17 protein-coding genes and 1 pseudogene are annotated in these 19,448 nt (G+C 39.9%); 8 read left to right on the forward strand and 10 right to left on the reverse strand.

From position 1 onward, the window contains the following. The first annotated feature begins 10 nt into the window (after positions 1-10). The 6 genes from NST97_RS14530 (at position 11) to NST97_RS14555 (ending at position 7,935) form a co-directional block, all read left to right on the forward strand. The gene (locus tag NST97_RS14530; RefSeq protein WP_117017028.1) at positions 11-901 is read left to right on the forward strand and encodes a MetQ/NlpA family ABC transporter substrate-binding protein; all 891 of its coding nucleotides are present in this window, start codon (positions 11-13) and stop codon (positions 899-901) included. 108 nt (positions 902-1,009) lie between these two features. Beyond that, positions 1,010-2,380, forward strand: coding sequence for an LLM class flavin-dependent oxidoreductase (locus NST97_RS14535; RefSeq protein ID WP_341343387.1), 1,371 nt, complete (start codon positions 1,010-1,012; stop codon positions 2,378-2,380). A 48-nt stretch (positions 2,381-2,428) separates the two neighbouring features. Beyond that, positions 2,429-3,421, forward strand: coding sequence for an aldo/keto reductase (locus tag NST97_RS14540; protein WP_117017030.1), 993 nt, complete (start codon positions 2,429-2,431; stop codon positions 3,419-3,421). 359 nt (positions 3,422-3,780) lie between these two features. Continuing rightward, positions 3,781-5,040, forward strand: coding sequence for an acyl-CoA dehydrogenase family protein (locus NST97_RS14545; protein ID WP_082830215.1), 1,260 nt, complete (start codon positions 3,781-3,783; stop codon positions 5,038-5,040). 42 nt (positions 5,041-5,082) lie between these two features. Next, a complete protein-coding gene (locus tag NST97_RS14550; RefSeq protein ID WP_063388388.1) occupies positions 5,083-6,297 on the forward strand; it encodes an acyl-CoA dehydrogenase family protein in 1,215 nt (404 codons plus the stop codon). 615 nt (positions 6,298-6,912) lie between these two features. After that, complete coding sequence (locus NST97_RS14555) at positions 6,913-7,935, forward strand: LLM class flavin-dependent oxidoreductase (protein ID WP_063388387.1); 1,023 nt, start codon at positions 6,913-6,915, stop codon at positions 7,933-7,935. 718 nt (positions 7,936-8,653) lie between these two features. Here the strand turns inward: NST97_RS14555 and NST97_RS14560 are convergent. The 9 genes and pseudogenes from NST97_RS14560 to NST97_RS14600 form a co-directional block, all read right to left on the reverse strand. Next, positions 8,654-9,487, reverse strand: coding sequence for a DODA-type extradiol aromatic ring-opening family dioxygenase (locus NST97_RS14560; RefSeq protein WP_094244966.1), 834 nt, complete (start codon positions 9,485-9,487; stop codon positions 8,654-8,656). Positions 9,488-9,509: 22 nt separating this feature from the next. Further along, entirely contained in the window at positions 9,510-9,743 is a 234-nt protein-coding gene (locus tag NST97_RS14565) for a 4-oxalocrotonate tautomerase (RefSeq protein WP_257790172.1), read from the reverse strand. Next, complete coding sequence (locus NST97_RS14570; RefSeq protein WP_130157905.1) at positions 9,744-10,529, reverse strand: 2-keto-4-pentenoate hydratase; 786 nt, start codon at positions 10,527-10,529, stop codon at positions 9,744-9,746. Between the two features lie 14 nt (positions 10,530-10,543). Then, positions 10,544-11,590, reverse strand: a complete 1,047-nt coding sequence (gene dmpG, locus NST97_RS14575) for a 4-hydroxy-2-oxovalerate aldolase (protein WP_445684601.1) — start codon at positions 11,588-11,590, stop codon at positions 10,544-10,546. Beyond that, entirely contained in the window at positions 11,583-12,467 is an 885-nt protein-coding gene (locus NST97_RS14580; RefSeq protein ID WP_339210850.1) for an acetaldehyde dehydrogenase (acetylating), read from the reverse strand. Before NST97_RS14580 ends, dmpG begins: the two co-directional genes overlap by 8 nt. Before the next feature lie 20 nt (positions 12,468-12,487). Then, a pseudogene (locus NST97_RS14585) lies at positions 12,488-12,739 on the reverse strand (fumarylacetoacetate hydrolase family protein); the annotation flags it as partial. A gap of 215 nt (positions 12,740-12,954) precedes the next feature. Next, positions 12,955-14,313, reverse strand: a complete 1,359-nt coding sequence (locus tag NST97_RS14590; protein WP_341343141.1) for a transposase family protein — start codon at positions 14,311-14,313, stop codon at positions 12,955-12,957. A gap of 80 nt (positions 14,314-14,393) precedes the next feature. Then, positions 14,394-14,969: a 2-keto-4-pentenoate hydratase gene (locus NST97_RS14595; protein ID WP_445684602.1), complete on the reverse strand. Its 576-nt coding sequence runs from the start codon at positions 14,967-14,969 to the stop codon at positions 14,394-14,396. Between the two features lie 85 nt (positions 14,970-15,054). Next, the gene (locus tag NST97_RS14600) at positions 15,055-16,515 is read right to left on the reverse strand and encodes an aldehyde dehydrogenase (RefSeq protein WP_063388380.1); all 1,461 of its coding nucleotides are present in this window, start codon (positions 16,513-16,515) and stop codon (positions 15,055-15,057) included. A 211-nt stretch (positions 16,516-16,726) separates the two neighbouring features. Here NST97_RS14600 and NST97_RS14605 point away from each other — a divergent pair, with 211 nt between their 5' ends. Together NST97_RS14605 and NST97_RS14610 are read left to right on the forward strand one after the other, a co-directional pair. Next, positions 16,727-17,506 carry an IclR family transcriptional regulator gene (locus tag NST97_RS14605; RefSeq protein ID WP_311066782.1) on the forward strand — a complete coding sequence of 260 codons (780 nt, stop codon included), beginning with the start codon at positions 16,727-16,729 and terminating at the stop codon, positions 17,504-17,506. A gap of 20 nt (positions 17,507-17,526) precedes the next feature. Beyond that, positions 17,527-18,465 carry an amidohydrolase family protein gene (locus NST97_RS14610; protein WP_117017460.1) on the forward strand — a complete coding sequence of 313 codons (939 nt, stop codon included), beginning with the start codon at positions 17,527-17,529 and terminating at the stop codon, positions 18,463-18,465. Positions 18,466-18,655: 190 nt separating this feature from the next. Here the strand turns inward: NST97_RS14610 and NST97_RS14615 are convergent, their stop codons facing one another. Next, positions 18,656-19,423, reverse strand: a complete 768-nt coding sequence (locus tag NST97_RS14615) for an inositol monophosphatase family protein (protein ID WP_066247136.1) — start codon at positions 19,421-19,423, stop codon at positions 18,656-18,658. Positions 19,424-19,448 lie beyond the last annotated feature (25 nt).

Consider the following 19,448-nt stretch of genomic DNA (forward strand, 5'->3'; position numbering starts at 1 on the left):
TTATTATTTTATGAAAATCAAACTATTCCATTTACTAGTTACAATTTTGGTGATTGGCCTCCTGGCGGGCTGCAACAGCGATTCAGCATCTGGTGATAAAAAAGAAAAAGTCGTTACTGTTAAGGTGGGGATTACCGGATCAGATGGACAGTATTGGGACATCATTAAGAAAAAAGCGTTAGAAAAAAATATTAAGGTAGAATATGTCGAATTTTCCGATTATGTGCTGCCAAATACTGCACTTGTCAATGGCGAGGTAGATGTGAACGCCTTCCAGCATCTTGCATTTTTAAGTCAATTTATCGCGGAAAATAATGTGAATATTGTGCCGATTGGCTCAACTGTTGTTGCTCCTTTAGGATTGTATTCGGAAAAATATAAAGATGTATCCGAGATCCCAAATGGTTCAAAAATTGCGGTTCCAAATGATCCGGCTAATTTAGGCAGAGGGCTAAAGGTTCTGCAGCAAGCTGGATTAATTGAGTTAAGGGAAGATGTCGGTCTTTATCCAACAGTAAAAGATATCGTTAAAAATCCAAAAAATATTGAAATAGTAGAAGTCGTTGCCCAACAGACTCCTAGAGTACTGCCTGATGTAGCCGCATCAATTATTAATGGCGGAATAGCTGGTCAAGTCGGCTATACTTTAGCAGATGCCATTTTTCATGATGATCCAAACAGCAAAGATACACTGCCGTATGTTAACGTTTTTGCCACTTTAGAAAAGAATAAAGACAATGAGGCATATAAGACCATTGCGGAAATTTATCAGACAGAAGAAGTAGCTAAAGCAGTAGAAGAAGATACGAAGGGTGCAAGCATTGTCACAAAGGTGCCAGTATCAGAACTGCAAAAAGAATTAGATCGCTTAGTTGAAAATATAAAACAAGGCAAAGAATAACATAAGGAAGGAATTGTTTATTTGCGAGCAAGGCTGCATTTGAATTTGATGACAATCGACTGATAGAATCGGAATTTGTACTTTTGAAAAGATGCTGGAGTGAGAAATATGGCAAAGCAGATAATATTAAATCTTTTTGATATGGCAGGAGCTATGCATAATTCTCACGGATTATGGAAGCATCCTCAAAATAAACGTCATCTTTATTATAATGATCTACATTATTGGATTGAGTTAGGAAAATTGTTGGAAAAAGGGAAGTTTGACACCATTTTTTATGCAGATGTAGCCGGAGTGTATGATGTCTATCAAAATAGTAAAGATGCTGCGATTCGAGACGGCGTTCAAGTTCCGCTAAATGATCCGGCCTTTATTGTACCAGCGGTGGCAGCTGTTACAGAGCATTTGTCATTTGTAGTAACGGTCAGCACAACGTATGAACATCCGTTTTCAAATGCACGTCGTTTCTCCACATTAGATCACTTTACAAACGGCAGAATTGGCTGGAATGTTGTCACCTCATATTTGCCAAATGCTGCGCAAAACTACGGCCATAAAGAAATTGTTAAACATGACGAGCGTTATGATATTGCCGATGAATTTATGGAGGTTTCCTATAAGCTTTGGGAAGGTAGCTGGGAGGAGCATGCGTTTGTTGGCGATGCGGAAAATGAAATTTTATTTGATCCCGAAAAGGTTCATGAAATAAACCATAATGGGCGATATTTCAGCGTAAAAGGCCCGCATTTAACATATCCTTCTGCACAGCGGACACCTGTTATTTTTCAGGCAGGTTCTTCTGAACGCGGCAGAGATTTCGCCGCCAAGCATGCAGAGTGTGTGTTTGTTGGCGGGTCGACGCCCGAAAAATTAAGATTTTATATTCAAGATATTAAAGAACGGGCTGAAAAATACGGACGGAATCCTGAAAATATTAAAGCATTTACGTTTTTAAATGTCATTGTGGCAGAAACGACAGAAGAAGCTGAATTAAAATATGAGGAATACAATCGATTGTGGAGTGCTGAAGCGGCAAAAGCTCAATATGGCGGTTCAACAGGCTATGATTTATCTAAATATGAAGATAAAGACGCCTTTTTTGAATATAAGCATACGGAACATGGTCAGTCTCGAGCTGCTTCATTAACGAAAGATGCGCCAAGAAAATTAACTGTTCGAGAAGTGTTAAACAAGTTTGAAACGATCGGAAGGAATAATGTATTAGTCGGCAATCCCGTTGAAATAGCTGACAGCATTCAATTCCAGATCGAACAAACTGGAATCGACGGGTATAATCTTGCACATCTTATAACGCCTGGAAGCATTGAAGAGTTCATTCATTTCGTTGTTCCGGAGCTGCAAAAACGTGGAATCTATAAAAAAGAATACGAGAAAGGAACACTGAGGGAGAAGCTGTTTGGTACAGGGAAAAAGCTGCTGCCAGATGATCATACAGGCGCAAAATATCGGAATTTTTAACAATTTTAAAGTTTGCTTCTCCTTCAGCTCATAATGTTGGAGGTAATAATGGAATTTCGTACAGTTGGAAGGACAGGCATTCATGTTTCAAATTTATGCTTTGGAACAATGTCATTCGGCGGCATTGCAGATGAAGAAACTTCCATTATGATGTATAAGCAATGTCGAGAAGCCGGGATAAACTTTTTTGATACAGCGAATGTTTATAATGATGGACGTGCTGAAGAAATTCTTGGAAAGTGTATTGCCGGTCATCGAGATGAGATTGTTTTAACCTCTAAAGCAGGCTTGCCTACAGGCAAAGATTTAAATAGCGGCGGTTTATCGAGAAGAAATCTTTTTTTATCAGTTGAACAAAGTTTAAAAAGATTGGGCACTGATCGGATTGAATTTTATTTTGTTCATCTGTTTGACGAGTATACAGATATTGAAGAAATCGTTAGAGCTTTAGATGATTTACAAAAACAAGGGAAGATTTTATTTCCCGCTGTAAGTAACTGGGCTGCCTGGCAAATTGCAAAAGCTCTAGGAATATCTGAAAGAAAACAGCTAGCACGATTTGAGTTAATTCAACCGATGTATAATCTCGTAAAACGGCAAGCGGAGGTAGAAATTTTTCCGTTAGCTCAATCAGAGCAATTAGGTGCCATAACTTACAGTCCGCTCGGCGGAGGTTTATTAACCGGAAAATATAGCAGTACAAACAAGCCGGAGCAAGGAAGATTAGTAGAACAAAAGAATTATGAGAAAAGATATAGTCATCAGTATTATTTTACTGTTGCACATCAATTTACGGAGCTGGCGAAACAATTTGGATATCATCCTGCTTCTTTAGCAGTTTCATGGGTATTACATCATCCTGCTGTAACTGCTCCAATTATAGGAGCACGTAATCCGGAACAACTGGCCCTATCGATTGCTGGGGCAGAAATCCCTTTAACTGCCAGTGAAAGAGAACAGATATCCGCATTGTCAGATGCGCCTCCATTACCAACGGATCATAGTCCAGATGAGGATTTATTTAGCAAATATAGAAAGTAATCCAGAGGAAACGGTGCTAGTGTTTTAAAAATCTAGCATAAGAATTATTTCACCCTTTGACAAATTTGAAATCAGAGAATGGTTATGCTGTCTTTTCCTTTAATGGCAATTTGTGAAAAGCTGTTGGAGCAATCTTTTCTTACGGGATGGTGGACTTAAGTATTCTAATGATGAACATCAGAGCTTGGTAAATGGACATCCATTTCCTGAATCAAAACAATCGTGGTGTAAGCTGCGGTGTAAAAAAAACGGATTGATGAAACAGTTGAACGTTTGAACTTTCACATTATTTTTTGCGGTAATACAGCGAAAAAGATGTGGTTGGTAAATTTAAAAAACAAAACAGGAGTGTTTGATGAATGTCAAGCCAAAAACCATTAAATCAAAGGATTAACTTCAAAAATAAAGATGAATCAAATTCTCTAACTTTTACCAGCCCAGTAAAAGTTGATTCACCAGAATTAGAATACTTAATTGCTGCAATTGCAGAAGATGCTGAAAAACGCAGAAGTACTGGGAGTAAAGATCATCCATATTATGCCTTTGATTTAATCCGAAAATCTCGATTGGGTGCATTGCGATTACCTGTTGAACTTGGCGGCAGCGGTGCAAGTATTCGTGATCTTTTTCAAATTTTAATACGTTTAGCGGAAGCTGATCCAGATGTCGCACACAGCCTTCGTTCACACTTTTCCCAAGTGGAGAAATTTTTGCTGCTTACGGATGAAAAACTCCGTGAAAAGTGGCTGCAAAGAGTAGCCAATGGAGAAATCATCGGCAATGCTTCTGCTGAAATTTCATCCAATAATGCTGGAAATTTGGTTTTTGAAACAACTTTATCACCGGATGGTGAAGGCTTCCTATTGAATGGCAAAAAATACTTTAGTACCGGCACACTGTATGCAGACTGGGTAGTTGTTACGGCATCAACTCATGAAGGAAGGCCTGCATCGGTAATAATTCCGACAAATCGTGAAGGTGTCATCATTGAAGATGACTGGGACGGCATCGGACAAAAATGGACAGGAAGCGGTACTACACGTCTTCACAATGTGTATGTCAATCAAGATGAAATAACATATATTGATGGCTCCAAAACGCCTTTCAACTCTTTTCTGCAGCTCTATTTGCATGGAGTGATAGCGGGCATCTTGCGGAATGTGGTGACAGACGCTAAAGCTTTAGTTCATGGAAGATCACGGACATTCAGTTTTGCTGCTGCGGATACACCTCGACAAGATCCGCAACTGCAGCATGTCATTGGACAGCTCTCAAGCAGCGCGTTTACCGCAGAAACTATTGTCCTAGCTGCCGCAGATGCAATTGATGCTGCTCTGAATTCAGCAGTTAATGGAGTGATCGATTATTCTCTGAGCCATGAAGCTTCCCTGCGAGCTGCACAGGCCAAGGTTATTATAGATCAACTTGCCTTACAGGCCTCGACGCTTCTTTTCGAGGTTGGAGGGGCATCCGCAACGAGACAATCAAAACATCTTGACCGTCACTGGCGTAATATTCGCACTCTTGCTTCACATAATCCAACAGTTTACAAAGCTAGAGCTATTGGCGACTACGTCGTGAACAGTACAGATCTTCCAATAAGAGAGGTTTACTTTTAAGGATGTTTTAAAAATTTTATATATAAAAAGGAGTGTTTAAAAATGAGTAACTATGAAACAATTAACAAAAAGTATTCAAGAGCATTTATTGAGGAAATTAGGGAGAAAGTTAAGCCAATTATTGAAGAAGTCATTAAACCAAGCGCTGAACGAATTGACAAGAGTGGGGAGTTCCCGCGTGAAAGTTTGTTAGCCCTTGCGAAAGAAGGATGGAATTCAGTAACATTTTCTGAAAAATGGGGAGGATTAGATTTAGGATATTTAGGATTTTCCATCGTGGCTGAAGAAATCGGGAAAGTTGATGCGTCAACAGCTTTAGTATATGCTATGCATGTTGGAGCAGCACAAGTAATTGTTTTATATGGAAACGATGATCAAAAGAAACGGTGGCTGCTCCCTATCAGAGATGGTGCGATCGGAACCTTTGCTGTTAGTGAAAAAGCTACAAGAGGTCATGTATGGTTTAGCTTAAGCCAGGCTGAGCGCGATGGCAGCGATTATATCATTAATGCTGAAAAATCCTTTACGACAAGCGGAGGCCAAGCAGATTTTTATATTTTGCAAACGAGAACACCTGATTCTGACGACCCTAGTAACATTAGCTTCTTTATCGTTGACGGCCATAATGACGGTATAGTTGCAAAGCCATGGAATGCATTAGGTGTAAGAGGAAGCCACAGTGGTCCAATTACGTTTAACAATATAAAAGTAAGCGGCCGCGATCTAGTGGGATACGAAGGGTTAGGAAGAGAAATCATGGATGAAGGCGCAAACCCTATTTATATACTGGGTATTGCATCTGTTTGGCTCGGTGTTGCCCAAGGTGCACTAGAACTGGCTGTTAAACATGTTAAGAATGCAGTTAACAAAGGATTTAATAATAGTTTGGCTGACCATCAAGTCATTCGTGAAAAATTGGCAGAAGTGAAAATAAGAATTGCAGGTTTAAAAGCATGGCAGATAGATTTAGCAAGACATTATGATGAATTGCTGGCAGAAGGGCAACCTATAAGCTCATTGGCATCCGAAGTCATAGAATTTAAAGTGAAAGCATCCGAAACAGCAGATTTTGCTGCACGAATTGCGATGGATGTAGCGGGCGGTTATGGCTATATTGAAGGACCTTTTGAACGGCTTTACCGCGATGCCCGGGCAGGAATCCCGATGGCTCCATCTAATAATATCGCCCGCGACCAAGTGGCAAAAATTTTATTAGAATTGCCGTTGAATCTTTGGAATGAGAATGAAAGAAAATAAACCAAACCAGCAATGCATTTTTATTTGGAGTCTGAAATCTGTAAGAACTTTACTGCCTATTTAGGATAATGATGAATGGATGAATCGGTAGGTCAATTGTCTGTAACGCTGTTAGAATAATTATGAATTAATGAATAAATGACCAATTGCTCAAAAAATCTGTTGTTTTTTACAATGTTTTAAAGACTTATTTTGCCAAACTTTAAAAACTCTAGATATAACCATTTCGATGAACTATATGAATAAGCCTCACACTTCTTTTTTATAGTAGGTGTGAGGTTTTATTTTGTGAAAAATAGAGGACATTCGCAATTTTAAGTGGCTGATCATTTACAAGGGAAGTAGACGAGAGTTTTGCCTGTCAGGGAAGCGTATAACAAACAACATTTCAACTTTAAAACAGAAGAAGCATTGGAAAACTGAAAGCGCGAGACTTAAAAGTGTTTTTTCAACGTTTATGGGAAAAGACAGATTTTCACGTTAGACTTCAATGAACCAAAAAAAATCACAAAGCATTTTTCACCGTGAGAAGTTGTGCGGCAGGCAAATTCCTTGTAATACCATTGAACAGTTTTTTACAATCCTTATAAGGAGAGTTTAAAAGGAGTTGAAAAAATGACGAATTCTCAGAAAAAAAGACTGGAAGAGATTGAATTCTCAGTTTTGGATTTGGCTCCTGTTTTATTAGGGAAAACGCCGGCTGACACATTCAAAAACAGTTTAGACCTTGCGCAAAATGTTGAACGATTTGGATATAAACGTTATTGGCTTGCAGAGCACCATAATATGGAGGGCATCGCAAGCTCAGCTACTTCTGTATTAATAGGTTATATTGCAGGAGGTACGAAAACGATTCGTGTAGGATCTGGAGGCGTCATGCTTCCGAACCATGCTCCTCTTGTGATTGCTGAACAATTCGGGACATTAGAGTCGTTGTATCCAGGTCGAATTGATTTAGGGATAGGACGTGCTCCTGGAACAGATCAGGTGACATCCATGGCATTGCGAAGAAATTTACATGGGTCAGTATCAGAATTTCCAAACGACGTCCAAGAACTCATCAATTATTTTGCTCCGAAAGAGAAGCGGAAAGGATATGTACGCGCAGTTCCTGGTGAGGGATTAAATGTTCCTGTTTGGCTGCTTGGATCAAGTACGTATAGCGCTCAGCTTGCAGCAAAGCTTGGACTTCCTTTTGGGTTTGCAAGCCATTTTGCACCGAATCACTTATATGAAGCACTGAAAATATATCGTGACCAGTTCCAGCCGTCAGAACATTTGAAGGAGCCGTATGCGTTGGCGTGTGTGAATGTCGTGGCAGCAGATACCGATGAAGAGGCGAAGTATCTTGCAACCAGCTTGTATCAAATGTTTTTGGGCGTGATCCGAGGAACTTCTAGATTGTTGCAGCCTCCTGTTGAAAGCATGGATGGAGAATGGAATGAATTTGAAAAAGAAGCGGTACGCCATCAGCTTTATTTTTCGTTTGTTGGATCTAAGCAAACAATAAAAGAGAAGCTTCAAAAATTTTTGGATGACACTCAGGTAGACGAAATAATGGTTGTTTCATATATATACGACCATTCGGCTCGCGTGCATTCGTACCGTATTTTATCTGAGATAAAGAATGAAATGTAGTTCTTTTATTTTAAATATGTTATTTTCGGCAACTATCAATACTGTTTAACTTTTTCAGTTCGGGAAGAGATCTGAGAGCGGCAGACTCCTTTTTCAGAAATGTTATTTATGCTGTCATAAAAGCAACGATGTTTATGAATTGCGGATTCTCGAAACAGGCTATCAGCTTTGCTGACAGCTTGCTATTATTTCTCTGATAGCAGATATTTGATGTAGTTATAACTTTTCTGAAATGGGCTGCCCGATGAGTTCCTAAAATGAAGGATTTTGGAGCAATACTACTGTGAAGGACAAAAAAATCCTGTCCTTCATAGAGGCATGAAGTCAACTAGAAGCAATTGTATGTGCTGAATGTCTGTCATAAAACTTTTGAAGAACGAATTCAGAAAGAGAGCATAAGAAAAGTCCTTCATAGACTTCTGAAGGATATAAACAAGATAGAAAAAATGACCTGTCCGATAAGTTCCTAAAATGAAGGGGCTCCAAAAAGTCAGTTAATCCTGACTTTTTGGACAGCCCCGCAACATTTTTTATATGATGCGATTTTAAGAGAATTGCTGAAACTAGGCAAAAAAAGATGCCATTTCAGGGAATATTCCAATTCTAATAGCCTTATAAAATAACAGTAAACGCTTACAAAACAGGAGGTTCAAAATATTTTTTTCAAAACGTTGTTGTTTTTTAAACGACGGCATGTTTCTTTATTATTGATTGAATGTTAGTTCTTAACTTTTGGGGCTGCCGGCTGACTTACTTTCTCAAATGTGATCAGTGCGTTCCAGCTGCCGGAAGATTGGCCGTCTGCCCAATATTTCGGTTGGTCATCGTCTTCAAGCATGCTTAATAGCATGGCGAGATGTCTTCCTCCTGATTCTACCTTTGCCAGACGGGCGTATTGAGGAAGCATTTGATAGGCTGCATCATATTCTTTGTTTAATATATAACTAATGAATTGTTTATCTAGTGCATGTTCTGAAGCGGTCGGTTTATTGTGTCTGCCGCGGACTAAATTGTGGGAAAGTGCGCCGCTTGAAACAAATACAATTTTCTTTTCGCTTTCTTTTAATACTTTTGCAATCAGCTGTCCCCATTTATACGTTTCATCTAAAGTGGCAGCCATCGTCACGGACAAATTCACAACAGGTATGTCTTCATTCGGCACAAGGTATCTAAGAGGCACAACCGTTCCGTAATCCCAAACATAGTAAGGGTCGTCTATTCCTACAACTTGCAGTCCAGCATCTTGACCGATTTTTACTAGTTCATCACCAAGCTGTTTATCTCCGGGATATTCATATGGAACATCACGAATTAAATCAGGACATTCAAAAGCGGTTAAAATGCCCTTATGGACAGGAGTGCAATCAACATAATGGAAAAAAGTCGACGGCCAATGGCAGGAAACAAGAACGATGGCATCCGGTTTTAAATCATAAATTGTCTTTGACATCTTTTGCATTTCAATGGCCATATTCTTTTGAAAGTCGGGGACTTGGTCAAAATGGCACATGCTTGGCACATGAGGCGCTAACATAGCCAGCTCAATCGTCATCGCTACTTCTCCTCCTTTAAAATTATTTTCTTACTTCAGATGCGGGTTTGCCCGCAATTCCCCAATGGGTTTTTGGCACCTCTGTCACTAAAACGCGGATGTTTTCTTTTGGTGAATCGAGCGTTTCCGATACAGTATTTGTTACATTTTGAATTAACTCCTTTATTTTCTCTGGCGGCCTGCCCTCCATGATTTGAATAGTAACAAAAGGCATGTCATCCCTCCTATCAGGTAAGAAATTTTTTTCTTTCGCTATTTAAACAACATGGAAGCTTACTTCGCCCAATCCGTCAAATTTTCCTGTGACATAGTCGCCTTTGTTTATCAAGACGGCGCTCGTGATTCCTCCTGTTAGAATGACATCACCTGCACGCAGCTTTTGTCCTTTTCGTGATAACATATTGGCAAGCAGAGCGACGGAATGGGCAGGATGGCCAAGCACAGCGGCTCCGGCTCCTAACTCTTTTATTTCGCCGTTTATGGAAAGAGTCGATCCAACTAAATCAAGTTCTAATCCTTCCGGCTTTTTCAAAGACGTTCCGAATACAACCCGGGATGTTGACGCATTGTCAGCGATTACATCAGGAAGCGTAAAATCAAAATTTTCATATCGGCTGTCGATGATCTCAAGAGCCGGCATCACGTATTCTGTTTTCGCAAGCACCTGTGCACCATTGACACCAGGTCCTTCAATATCTTCTTTTAATACAAAAGCGATTTCCGCCTCCACTTTTGGGTGGATTAAGTCATGAAAAGGCAATGCTCCGCCGTTATTGATCACCATATAATCGAATACATAGCCGTAAATAGGCTCATTGACCTTCATTTGCTTCATCTTAGCAAAACTTGTCAAACCCATTTTTGGACCGATGATACGGTGACCTTCATTTATTTTCATATTGACAATCTCTTGTTGAATGGCGTAGGCTTCTTCGACGGACAAATCCGGTTTTAATGAGGCCGTTACCTTTTTTACTTCACGTTTTTCCTTTTCCGCTGTTACTAAGTAGTCAGCAATTTTTTTTATATCTGCGCCAGCCATTTGCTGCATCCTCCTTAAGTATGTGCCGTTTGTTTTTGTTTTGAAATTTCAGCAGCTACATCAATAATCATATCCTCTTGACCGCCAACAACCTTTCTTTTGCCAAGCTCAACTAATATGTCGCGCGAATCAATTCCGAATTTTTTGCCGGCAGCTTGTGCATGCAACAGGAAGCTTGAATATACTCCAGCATATCCGAGTATTAGTCCATCTTTTGTAATTTCTTGCGGCTTTTCCAAAATGGGGGCTACTATGTTTTCGGCTACGTCCATAATTTTGTATAAATCGATTCCGGTGTTGATTCCTAAACGGTTGAGCACCGCGATTAATACTTCCGTTTGAGTGTTGCCTGCACCGGCGCCTAAGCAGCGGATGCTTCCGTCAATCCGCGTCGCTCCTTCTTCAATGGCTGCTAATGTATTGGCCATTGCTAGGGAAAGATTGTTATGGCCATGGAATCCGATTTCAATTGACAAGCTGTTTTTTAAAGCTTGAATCCTTTCTTTTACTTCATGCGGCAGAAAAGCGCCAGCTGAATCGACAACGTATACAACATCAGCTCCATAGCTCTCCATAAGCTTTGCTTGCTCAACCAGTTTTTCTGTTGGAACCATATGGGCCATCATCAAAAAACCGACAGTTTCCAATCCTAATTCTTTTGCGAAAGCAATATGCTGTGCTGAAATATCCGCTTCTGTTACATGAGTGGCGATTCTCGCCATTTTTACCCCCAGCTGTGCAGCTTGTTTTAATTCTTTCATTGTCCCGATTCCCGGCAAAAGCAAAACAGCAATTTTGGCATTCGTGACAGTAGATACAGCGGCTTCGATCAATTCCATTTCATTTGTTAAAGAAAGTCCGTATTGCAGAGATGAGCCACCTAAACCGTCTCCGTGCGAAACTTCAATATAAGGTACATTGGCATCATCCAACCCTTTTGCGACGGCTACGACTTGATCCACAGTATATTGATGTCGAATCGCGTGGCTGCCGTCTCTTAAAGCGACTTCAGTAATCAGTATGTTACGTTCTCCCACGATATTCACTCCTTCCTTAAACATTCACTTTAGAAGTAATATTTTTCGCCCATTCCTCCGCCACTTTCACTGCTGCGGCTGTCATGATATCCAAATTGCCTGAATAAGTCGGCAAATAGTCTCCAGCGCCTTCCACTTCAATAAAAACTGTTATTTTATTTCCGTCAAAGAGAGGTTCTTGTCTTAAGCGATAGCCCGGTACATAAGATTGGACTACTTCCACCATATCTTTGACGGATTGAGTAATCTTTTTTTGATCGACAAAATCATTTTCTACAAGGCAATATATCGTATCTCTCATCATAATCGGCGGTTCAGCAGGGTTTAAAATAATGATAGCCTTCCCTTTTTTAGCGCCGCCGATTTCCTCGATTCCGCGCGCTGTCGTTTCGGTAAACTCGTCAATATTTGCTCTAGTTCCGGCACCGGCGCTTTTGCTTGAAATCGTTGCCACAATTTCTGCATATTTGACAGGCTGAACTTTGTTGATGGCATGAACGATCGGAATCGTCGCTTGGCCTCCGCATGTAATTAAATTAATGTTGTCGGCATCCAAATGTTTATCAATATTTACAGGAGGTATGACAGACGGACCGACGGCAGCAGGTGTTAAGTCAAGAACTTTTTTCCCTGCTTGCTTCAGCAATTTTGCATGGCGTATATGAGCTTTTGCGGAGGTGGCATCAAATAGAATATCCGCTAGATCGGGATTTTCTAAAAAACCTTTAATGCCGGTATCAATCGTGTAATATCCGAAATCTTTTGCTTTTTTTAATCCGTCCGATGAGGGGTCAATTCCGATGACCGTTGTAAGCTCCAACACATCTGATCGACGGATTTTGTACATTAAATCTGTTCCGATGTTGCCGGACCCTAAAATTCCAACCTTTACTTTATTCATAAAATTCTCCTTTCAATCTATTATTCTGTAAATGATACAGTTACATGCCCGAGATGAGCGAACCGCGCCGTAAAGACGTCTCCAGCTTGTGCATCAGCGGCTCTGGATAGAGCGCCTGATAAAATGATTTCTCCGGGACGTAAAGAAATATCAAAATCAGCCAGCCTGTTGGCGAGCCATGCGACACAGTTTGCCGGATTGCCTAATGCTGCTGCGCCGACACCGGTATTGACTAGTTCCCCGTTTTTTGTCAAGCTCATTCCAATTAATTCAGCTATGAAGAGTAAATTTATCAATTTCTGGTAGTATTGTGGAAATACGACTTATTCACAATTGGTAAAATTTTCCAGTTAAATTTATTTACAAAAAGGGTCAAAAAGAACCAATTTTGCTTATTTTTTTAAAAAATGTGGATAACTTATTTTTGTTTGTTGTGGATAACTTTTTTTCTTTGCCAAACATCACATCCTTTGGTACAATTAATTCGCTAGGTAAACCTAATTTGCATAGGTTTTCCCAGTTGTGCGATATCCTCGTCTGTTAGTGTTTGCCCACGGAAGGCTTCTAACAATCGCGAGGATATTTCTTTTATCGTTTTCTTCATGCTTCTCAATATTTTTGACCCATGCTCATGTAACACCATGATAATCTCTGTAATTTGGGTTAATAGGTAGTGATTTTTCATGGCATTGTAATCTTGGCTGCTTGCGTGTTCAATGTGGTAGCGCAGGTTTTTTTGTCTGTTAAACCCCTCATTCTCTATTCTCCAGCGGCTTCTGCCAGCGTTCATCAGTTTCTTTGCATTGTTTTTTGTGATTTTTATATCTGTGATAAAGGTAAATTTTTGTTTTCTTTTTTCATCTTCTAATTCGCATTCGAAAACATTCACCCCAAAGCCTCTGTAATCAATATCGTTCACCCAGGTGATTTCCCCTCGCTGTTCGCTTTCACGTATCTTTACCACATTGGCTTTCTTGCCTTCCTCCTCTTCCATATTTTTTAACGCTTGAAACTCATCGGTGATGCTTTTAATACGATCTTCCTTAAAACGGAATAAGTAGTTCCAATTATTCGCCTTGCATTGTTTAAATACATTTTCGCAGGCATAAAGACTATCGGCAATCAGACAGATAGGCAGTTTTTTAAAGGTGTCTTTCAGTCTAGCAGTCAGTCGATAAAAAGCATTCAACTCACAATCTTGCTTTTCCACGTCCTCTGATTCATTTTCAATAAACTCGGAGGCCACACTTAGTACCATATTTCCCACAATTAACTTGGCTTCCAAGACATGATGCATGTAGATGGTCTTTATTTTTTCTTCACCCGTTTCCTTGTCTATGTATTTGCGCTCCCGTTTCAGGCAGTGTTCACAATGTTTTTTGTCAAAAGTAAAAATACCGGTCCCATCTATGGCAATACCCCAGTATTTCCCGTTGATACGATAGGATTCAAAACACCTCTTTTTGAATAATTTCTTGATCATATCGATTCGGATCCTTTCAAGTTCTGCCGGGTTCACTCGTGCCAAAAAATCATTGATTGTGTCATAATGGGGCAGTTCTTCCAAATCTTCATTCCCCAACAATTTCCCCAAATTTTTAATGCACTCTTCCTTATTAAATTCGTTTGTCATTTCGCGCATACTTTTTAAGTTGCATGCATTTTTCAAAATAACCATCATCAAAAGGACTTCCGTGTCATAGGTGATATAGCTTTGGTGCCTTGGATCATCAACATCTTTAAGTAATTTGTTCAAATTTTTAAAAAAGTGATTTTGCGTTTTTAGCAACTCGAATAAATAATTTACCTCTTTTTCCATTTCACGCTTTTCTTTCCTCGTTACCATAAAAAAATCCCCCCAAATGCCAATATATTAGGTTTTTTATATACCCTTATTATCACATATTTGGCAAAGTTTGGGTGGAATTATCTCGAAGAATTTTTACTCTTCAGGGCTGCAATTAATTCGAGATCAACATTTTCTATTTTTTCCGGTTTTCCTCCCAATAAGAAATATCCGGATGAAGCGTTGTCGGCAATGGTGTCAGCCAGCTTGATTTTCCAATCTTTAATGCGGCTGTCGACAATTTCTAATGCCGGAACAATATAGTCAGTTGCTAAGATCACGTCTAAAGCGGTTACGTTTGGACCTTTAAGCTCCTTTTTTAAAATGAAGGCAATTTCAGCTTCTACTCGCGGCTGCAAAACTTTTTTCATGGAAATGCTTCCGCCGTTTTCAACGACCATGTAATCTAATAAATGTCCATAGTCCGGTTCATCGACTCCAAGCAGCTTTTGCATTGCTAAAGATGTTAAACCGATTTTTTTTCCGACAATTTTTTGACCTTGATCGACCTTTCTTTTTATATTTTCCAGTTGTATAAGATAAGCTTCTTCGGCAGTCAGATTCGGATCAACGGAAGTAAGAGGATCTGTCGCCCTGTTTAAAGCTTCAGCTTCCTGCAGTTGATTGGCAAAGTTGGCAATTTTCGTTGTTAACATTTTTTCCTTCCTTTCTCATTCAGACAGAATGATTTGGTAAGCAGGCTATTTTAACATACTCCTTATGTTTCAACGGCACCTTAAATTATAGCTTTATCGTTATGTTTGAAAGCTCTGTATAAAAATCTAAGCTGTGCATGCCGCCCGTTCTGCCAATTCCGCTGTGCTTCATTCCTCCAAACGGCGTTCGTAAATCACGCAGGAACCAGGTGTTGACCCAAATGATGCCTGCTTCAATTTGATGTGCCACCCTGTGTGCACGCCGTAAATTATTTGTCCAAATAGTTGCGCTTAATCCGTAATGTGTATCATTGGCTTGGGCTATAACTTCCTCCTCCATGTCAAACGGAGAGACAGTTACAACTGGGCCGAATATTTCTTCCCGTACGCAGCGGGAATTTCGATCCAAACCAGTTATGATTGTAGGTTCGAGATAATAACCCTTATCTAATCCGTCTGGACGCTTTCCGCCTGTTAAAATTTCTGCCCCATCTTGCTTGGCTATGTCGATGTAGCTGTTGACGCGTTCGTAATGTTCCTTGCTTACGAGTGCGCCGACATCTGTGCCATTTTCAAATGGATCGCCAATCTTTAATTCTTTTGTTTTCTTTACAAATTTTTCTAAAAACTCTTCATAAGCTGGGCGCTCTACATAAATTCTTGAACCGCAAAGACAAACTTCGCCTTGGTTAATAAAGCTTGATTTGATGGTAGTTTCAATGACTTCATCTAAATCTGAATCGGCAAAAATAATGTTTGGATTCTTGCCGCCCAATTCATATGAAAGTTTTTTCAAGGAATTAGATGCTGCTTTCATAATGGCTGCTCCTGTACCCGGTTCACCGATAAAGGAAATGGCGTCAATGTCAGGATGTTCGGCAATTGCTGCCCCAGCGGAGTTTGGACCGAAGCCATGAACAAGGTTGACAACTCCGTCCGGAACACCGGCCTCTTTGCAAATTTCCATTAATGCAGTAGCGGTTAAAGGAGTCCACTCTGCAGGTTTAATAACAGCTGTGTTGCCCATTCCTAAACATGGAGCCAGCTTCCAAGTCAATAATAAAAGAGGTAAATTCCAAGGCTTGATAATTCCCACTACTCCGACTGGGCGCCTGTGTGCATAATGAATGGCCTGATCATCTTGCTGATAAGCTTCATTCGTAATCGAAATGATGTAGTCAGCGAAGAAGTGGAAGTTATAGGCAGCACGGGGAATGTCAATTTTTTTTGCAAGAGATAGCGGTTTTCCTGTATCCAATGATTCCAATCGTGCCAGCTCATCCTGTCTTTCTTGGATTAAATCGCCAATGCGCCGCAAAATTTTTGAACGCTCCGTTAATGTTATGTTTTTCCAAGGGCCGTTCAAAGCCCTTTTGGCAGCGGAAACGGCATAGTCGACTTCTTTTTTTCCTCCTTCAGCGACTGTTCCGATTACTTCCTCAGTTGCAGGATTAATATTGTCAAAGGTCCTTTTGTTATCGGATTCAACAAATTGTCCGTTAATAAAATGCAAGCAGTTAATCGTTCCGTTTGAGTTGATTGGCATGATTCACCCTCCCGAATATCATCATAAATTTCAACTGTGACTTTAATGGTAGTTTCCCTATGTTGCACTTTCAACTTCTAAATTGCTATATATGCAACAAATATAAAAATTTTTAAAAATATCGAAATATTTAATTTTTTACTTTTCAGTTGTTCATATATTTGATATATTCTCGTATAAAGAAAATTGATGTAGAGGGGGAGGGTGTACATTGAATGGAAAAGACGAGAAAAATCAGCTTTCTTCCATCAAAAATGCGCTGAAAATATTGAAAAGCTTTACAATGGAAGAGCCAGAAAAAAAAATAAGCGATTTATCCAATTCTCTAGGATTAAATAAAAGCACAGTCAGCAGGACAATGAAGACGTTGGCAAGTGAAGGATTTGTTTATAAAGATTCAGAAACGAAGAAATACAGATTGGGATTATCCATTTTATCTTTAAGCGGCGTGCTATTCAGCAATATGGATATTTACAGAGAATCGCAGCCTGTACTAAATAAACTGGTCGAAGCAACCGGTGAAACTGCCCATATTTCTGTATTGGACAATTTAGAAGTTGTTTATTTGCAAAAAGTAGAGTGCAATCACCCCGTAAGATTTTTAACCCATATCGGGAGACGCAATCCGCCTTATTGCACGAGCTCTGGAAAAGTTTTAATTGCATTTTCGGAAAATGAAACGGTCGAAAAAATTATATCTAAAGGGTTAAAGCGTTTTGCTAAAAATACGATTACGGATCCTGAGAAGCTGAGAGATCATTTAAAAAAAGTAAGGGAGAATGGGTATGCCGTTAGCATTGAAGAATTGTCCGAGGGAGTTAATTCCATTGCCGCCCCGATTTATGATTATACCGGAAAGGTTATTGCAGCACTTTCTGTAGTCGGTCCAAAACAACGAATCAATTCTTACAAGCTTAAAGCGATGGCGAAACAAGTGATCGCAGCCAGCAAGGAAATTTCTGAAAGAATGGGGTATTTGAATTTTTCTTAATTTGGTGGGAGAGTGGAGAGATGTATGATTTTCATACACATTTCATCCCTGAAGGCGTGATGGAATGGGTAAAAGAACATAAAGAAACTATTCATGCTGAATGGGTGAAAAAAGAAAAGGATAAGGAAGAGTTTTTGATTGTTAATCAAAAATGGGGATTTGAATTAAAAAAATCTTTTTTAGATTTAACCCTTTTTTTAAACGAACAATTGAAAGCGGGAGTTCATCATTCCGTCATTTCACCGATACCGCAGCTTTTTATGTACGAGTTTCCGGAAGAAATCACTGCTGAACTATCCGGCGTGTATAATGATTCATTAGCGCGGCTTGTGCAATCGTTCCCGGAAAAATTGTCTGCGCTGGCAACGGTTCCGTTAAATAACCCGGATAAAGCTGCACAAATCTTGACAGATGCGATGGGAAAAGGGTTAAAAGGAGCCATTATCGGTCCTGGGGCAGCTAATCATATGCTGTCAGATGAATTTTTTATCCCATTTTTTGAAGAAGCCGATCGGTTGAAAGCGATTGTTTTCATTCATCCGTTATTGAGCGAAGATCCTCGCTTGAAAAGAAGAATGATGCCAAATTTAATCGGTGTTCCGTGGGAAACAACGATTTGTGCTACAGATCTTTTATTAAGCGGATTGATTGATCGATTTCCAAATGTGAAAATATTATTTGCCCATGGCGGAGGATTTTTGCCTTACCAAATCGGCAGAATAGAAAAAGGATACGAAGAATGGGAAGCGGTTTCAAAAAATTTAACATCCTCTCCGAAAGAATACTTAAAGCGTTTTTGGTATGACAATGTTTTGTGGGAGCAAGCAAGCATTGACTATTTAGTGCGAATAGTGGGAGAAGATCGAGTAGTGCCTGGCTCCGATTTTCCGTTCGACCTTTCTGTCTGGCCTCCAAATGAAAAGCATTGCAAAGGGGCAAGTTCATTAATAGATTTTTAAAAGCTTTTCGTCTTTTAAGCCAGCAGGCTGGACAATCAATCGCTAAATGATTTATCTTTTGAATCATCGTTCCGGTTTTTGTTAGCAAAACGTTATTTCACGAACGGGCCCAGCATCATGAAAACGGAAATGTCGTTGTATTATATGGCAGCAGAAAAGCATAAAAGCAGTCTAGACTTGCGGACTGCTTTTATGCCGTTGTGTGCTGAACAGGCAGTAAAGGTGCTATCTCGTCTATTATTTTTTGATCAGCAATGACAGTATAATTTCCGATCGTTTGTATAGCTCCGCCCGCTTCGCACACAAGCAGCTGTCCAGCAGCAATATCATAAAAATTAGGCTTATAGTAGACTGCGATATCAAGTTTGCCGCAAGCAATGTAGGCTAAAGTGACAGCAGCTGTTCCGATCATTCTGACTCGGTAAACGTCGTTTACAATGTTTTCAAGCAATGAAATGCGCTCTTTATTCGTTTGTTTATTGGCGTCCTTTGCAAAATCGCCAATGGAAATAAAAGCTTCCGCCAGGCTGGCATTTCGAATGTTTATAGCATTTCCATTTAAATAGGCTCCTTCTCCCTTTGCTGCCCAATACGTTTCCCCAAAAGCAGGCAATGATATAGCAGAGACGACTGGATCATTTTGATAGGTTAGGGCGATGGAAACTCCGTAAAGCGGAACGCCGAAGCTGTAGTTGATGGTCCCGTCAATAGGGTCAATCACCCATTCAAATTCATCCTTTCCCCCAATGCTGCCGGCTTCCTCACTGAATATGCGGTGATCAGGATATGTCTCCTGAATGCGATCAATGATCAGCTTTTCAGCTTTCAAATCCATTTCAGTCACAAAATCTTTTGCTGACTTTAATGTTTGCTGCCCAGCTTTTCCTGCATACGGCCGAATCAATTCACCGGCCTCTTTAGCTAACTTTATCGCAAAAGGCAAATATTGCTTATACATTGCGTTCCTCCTTCGGAAAAATGAA

The sequence above is a fragment of the Aeribacillus sp. FSL K6-1305 genome (assembly GCF_038050115.1).
Lineage (GTDB): Bacteria > Bacillota > Bacilli > Bacillales > Aeribacillaceae > Aeribacillus > Aeribacillus composti.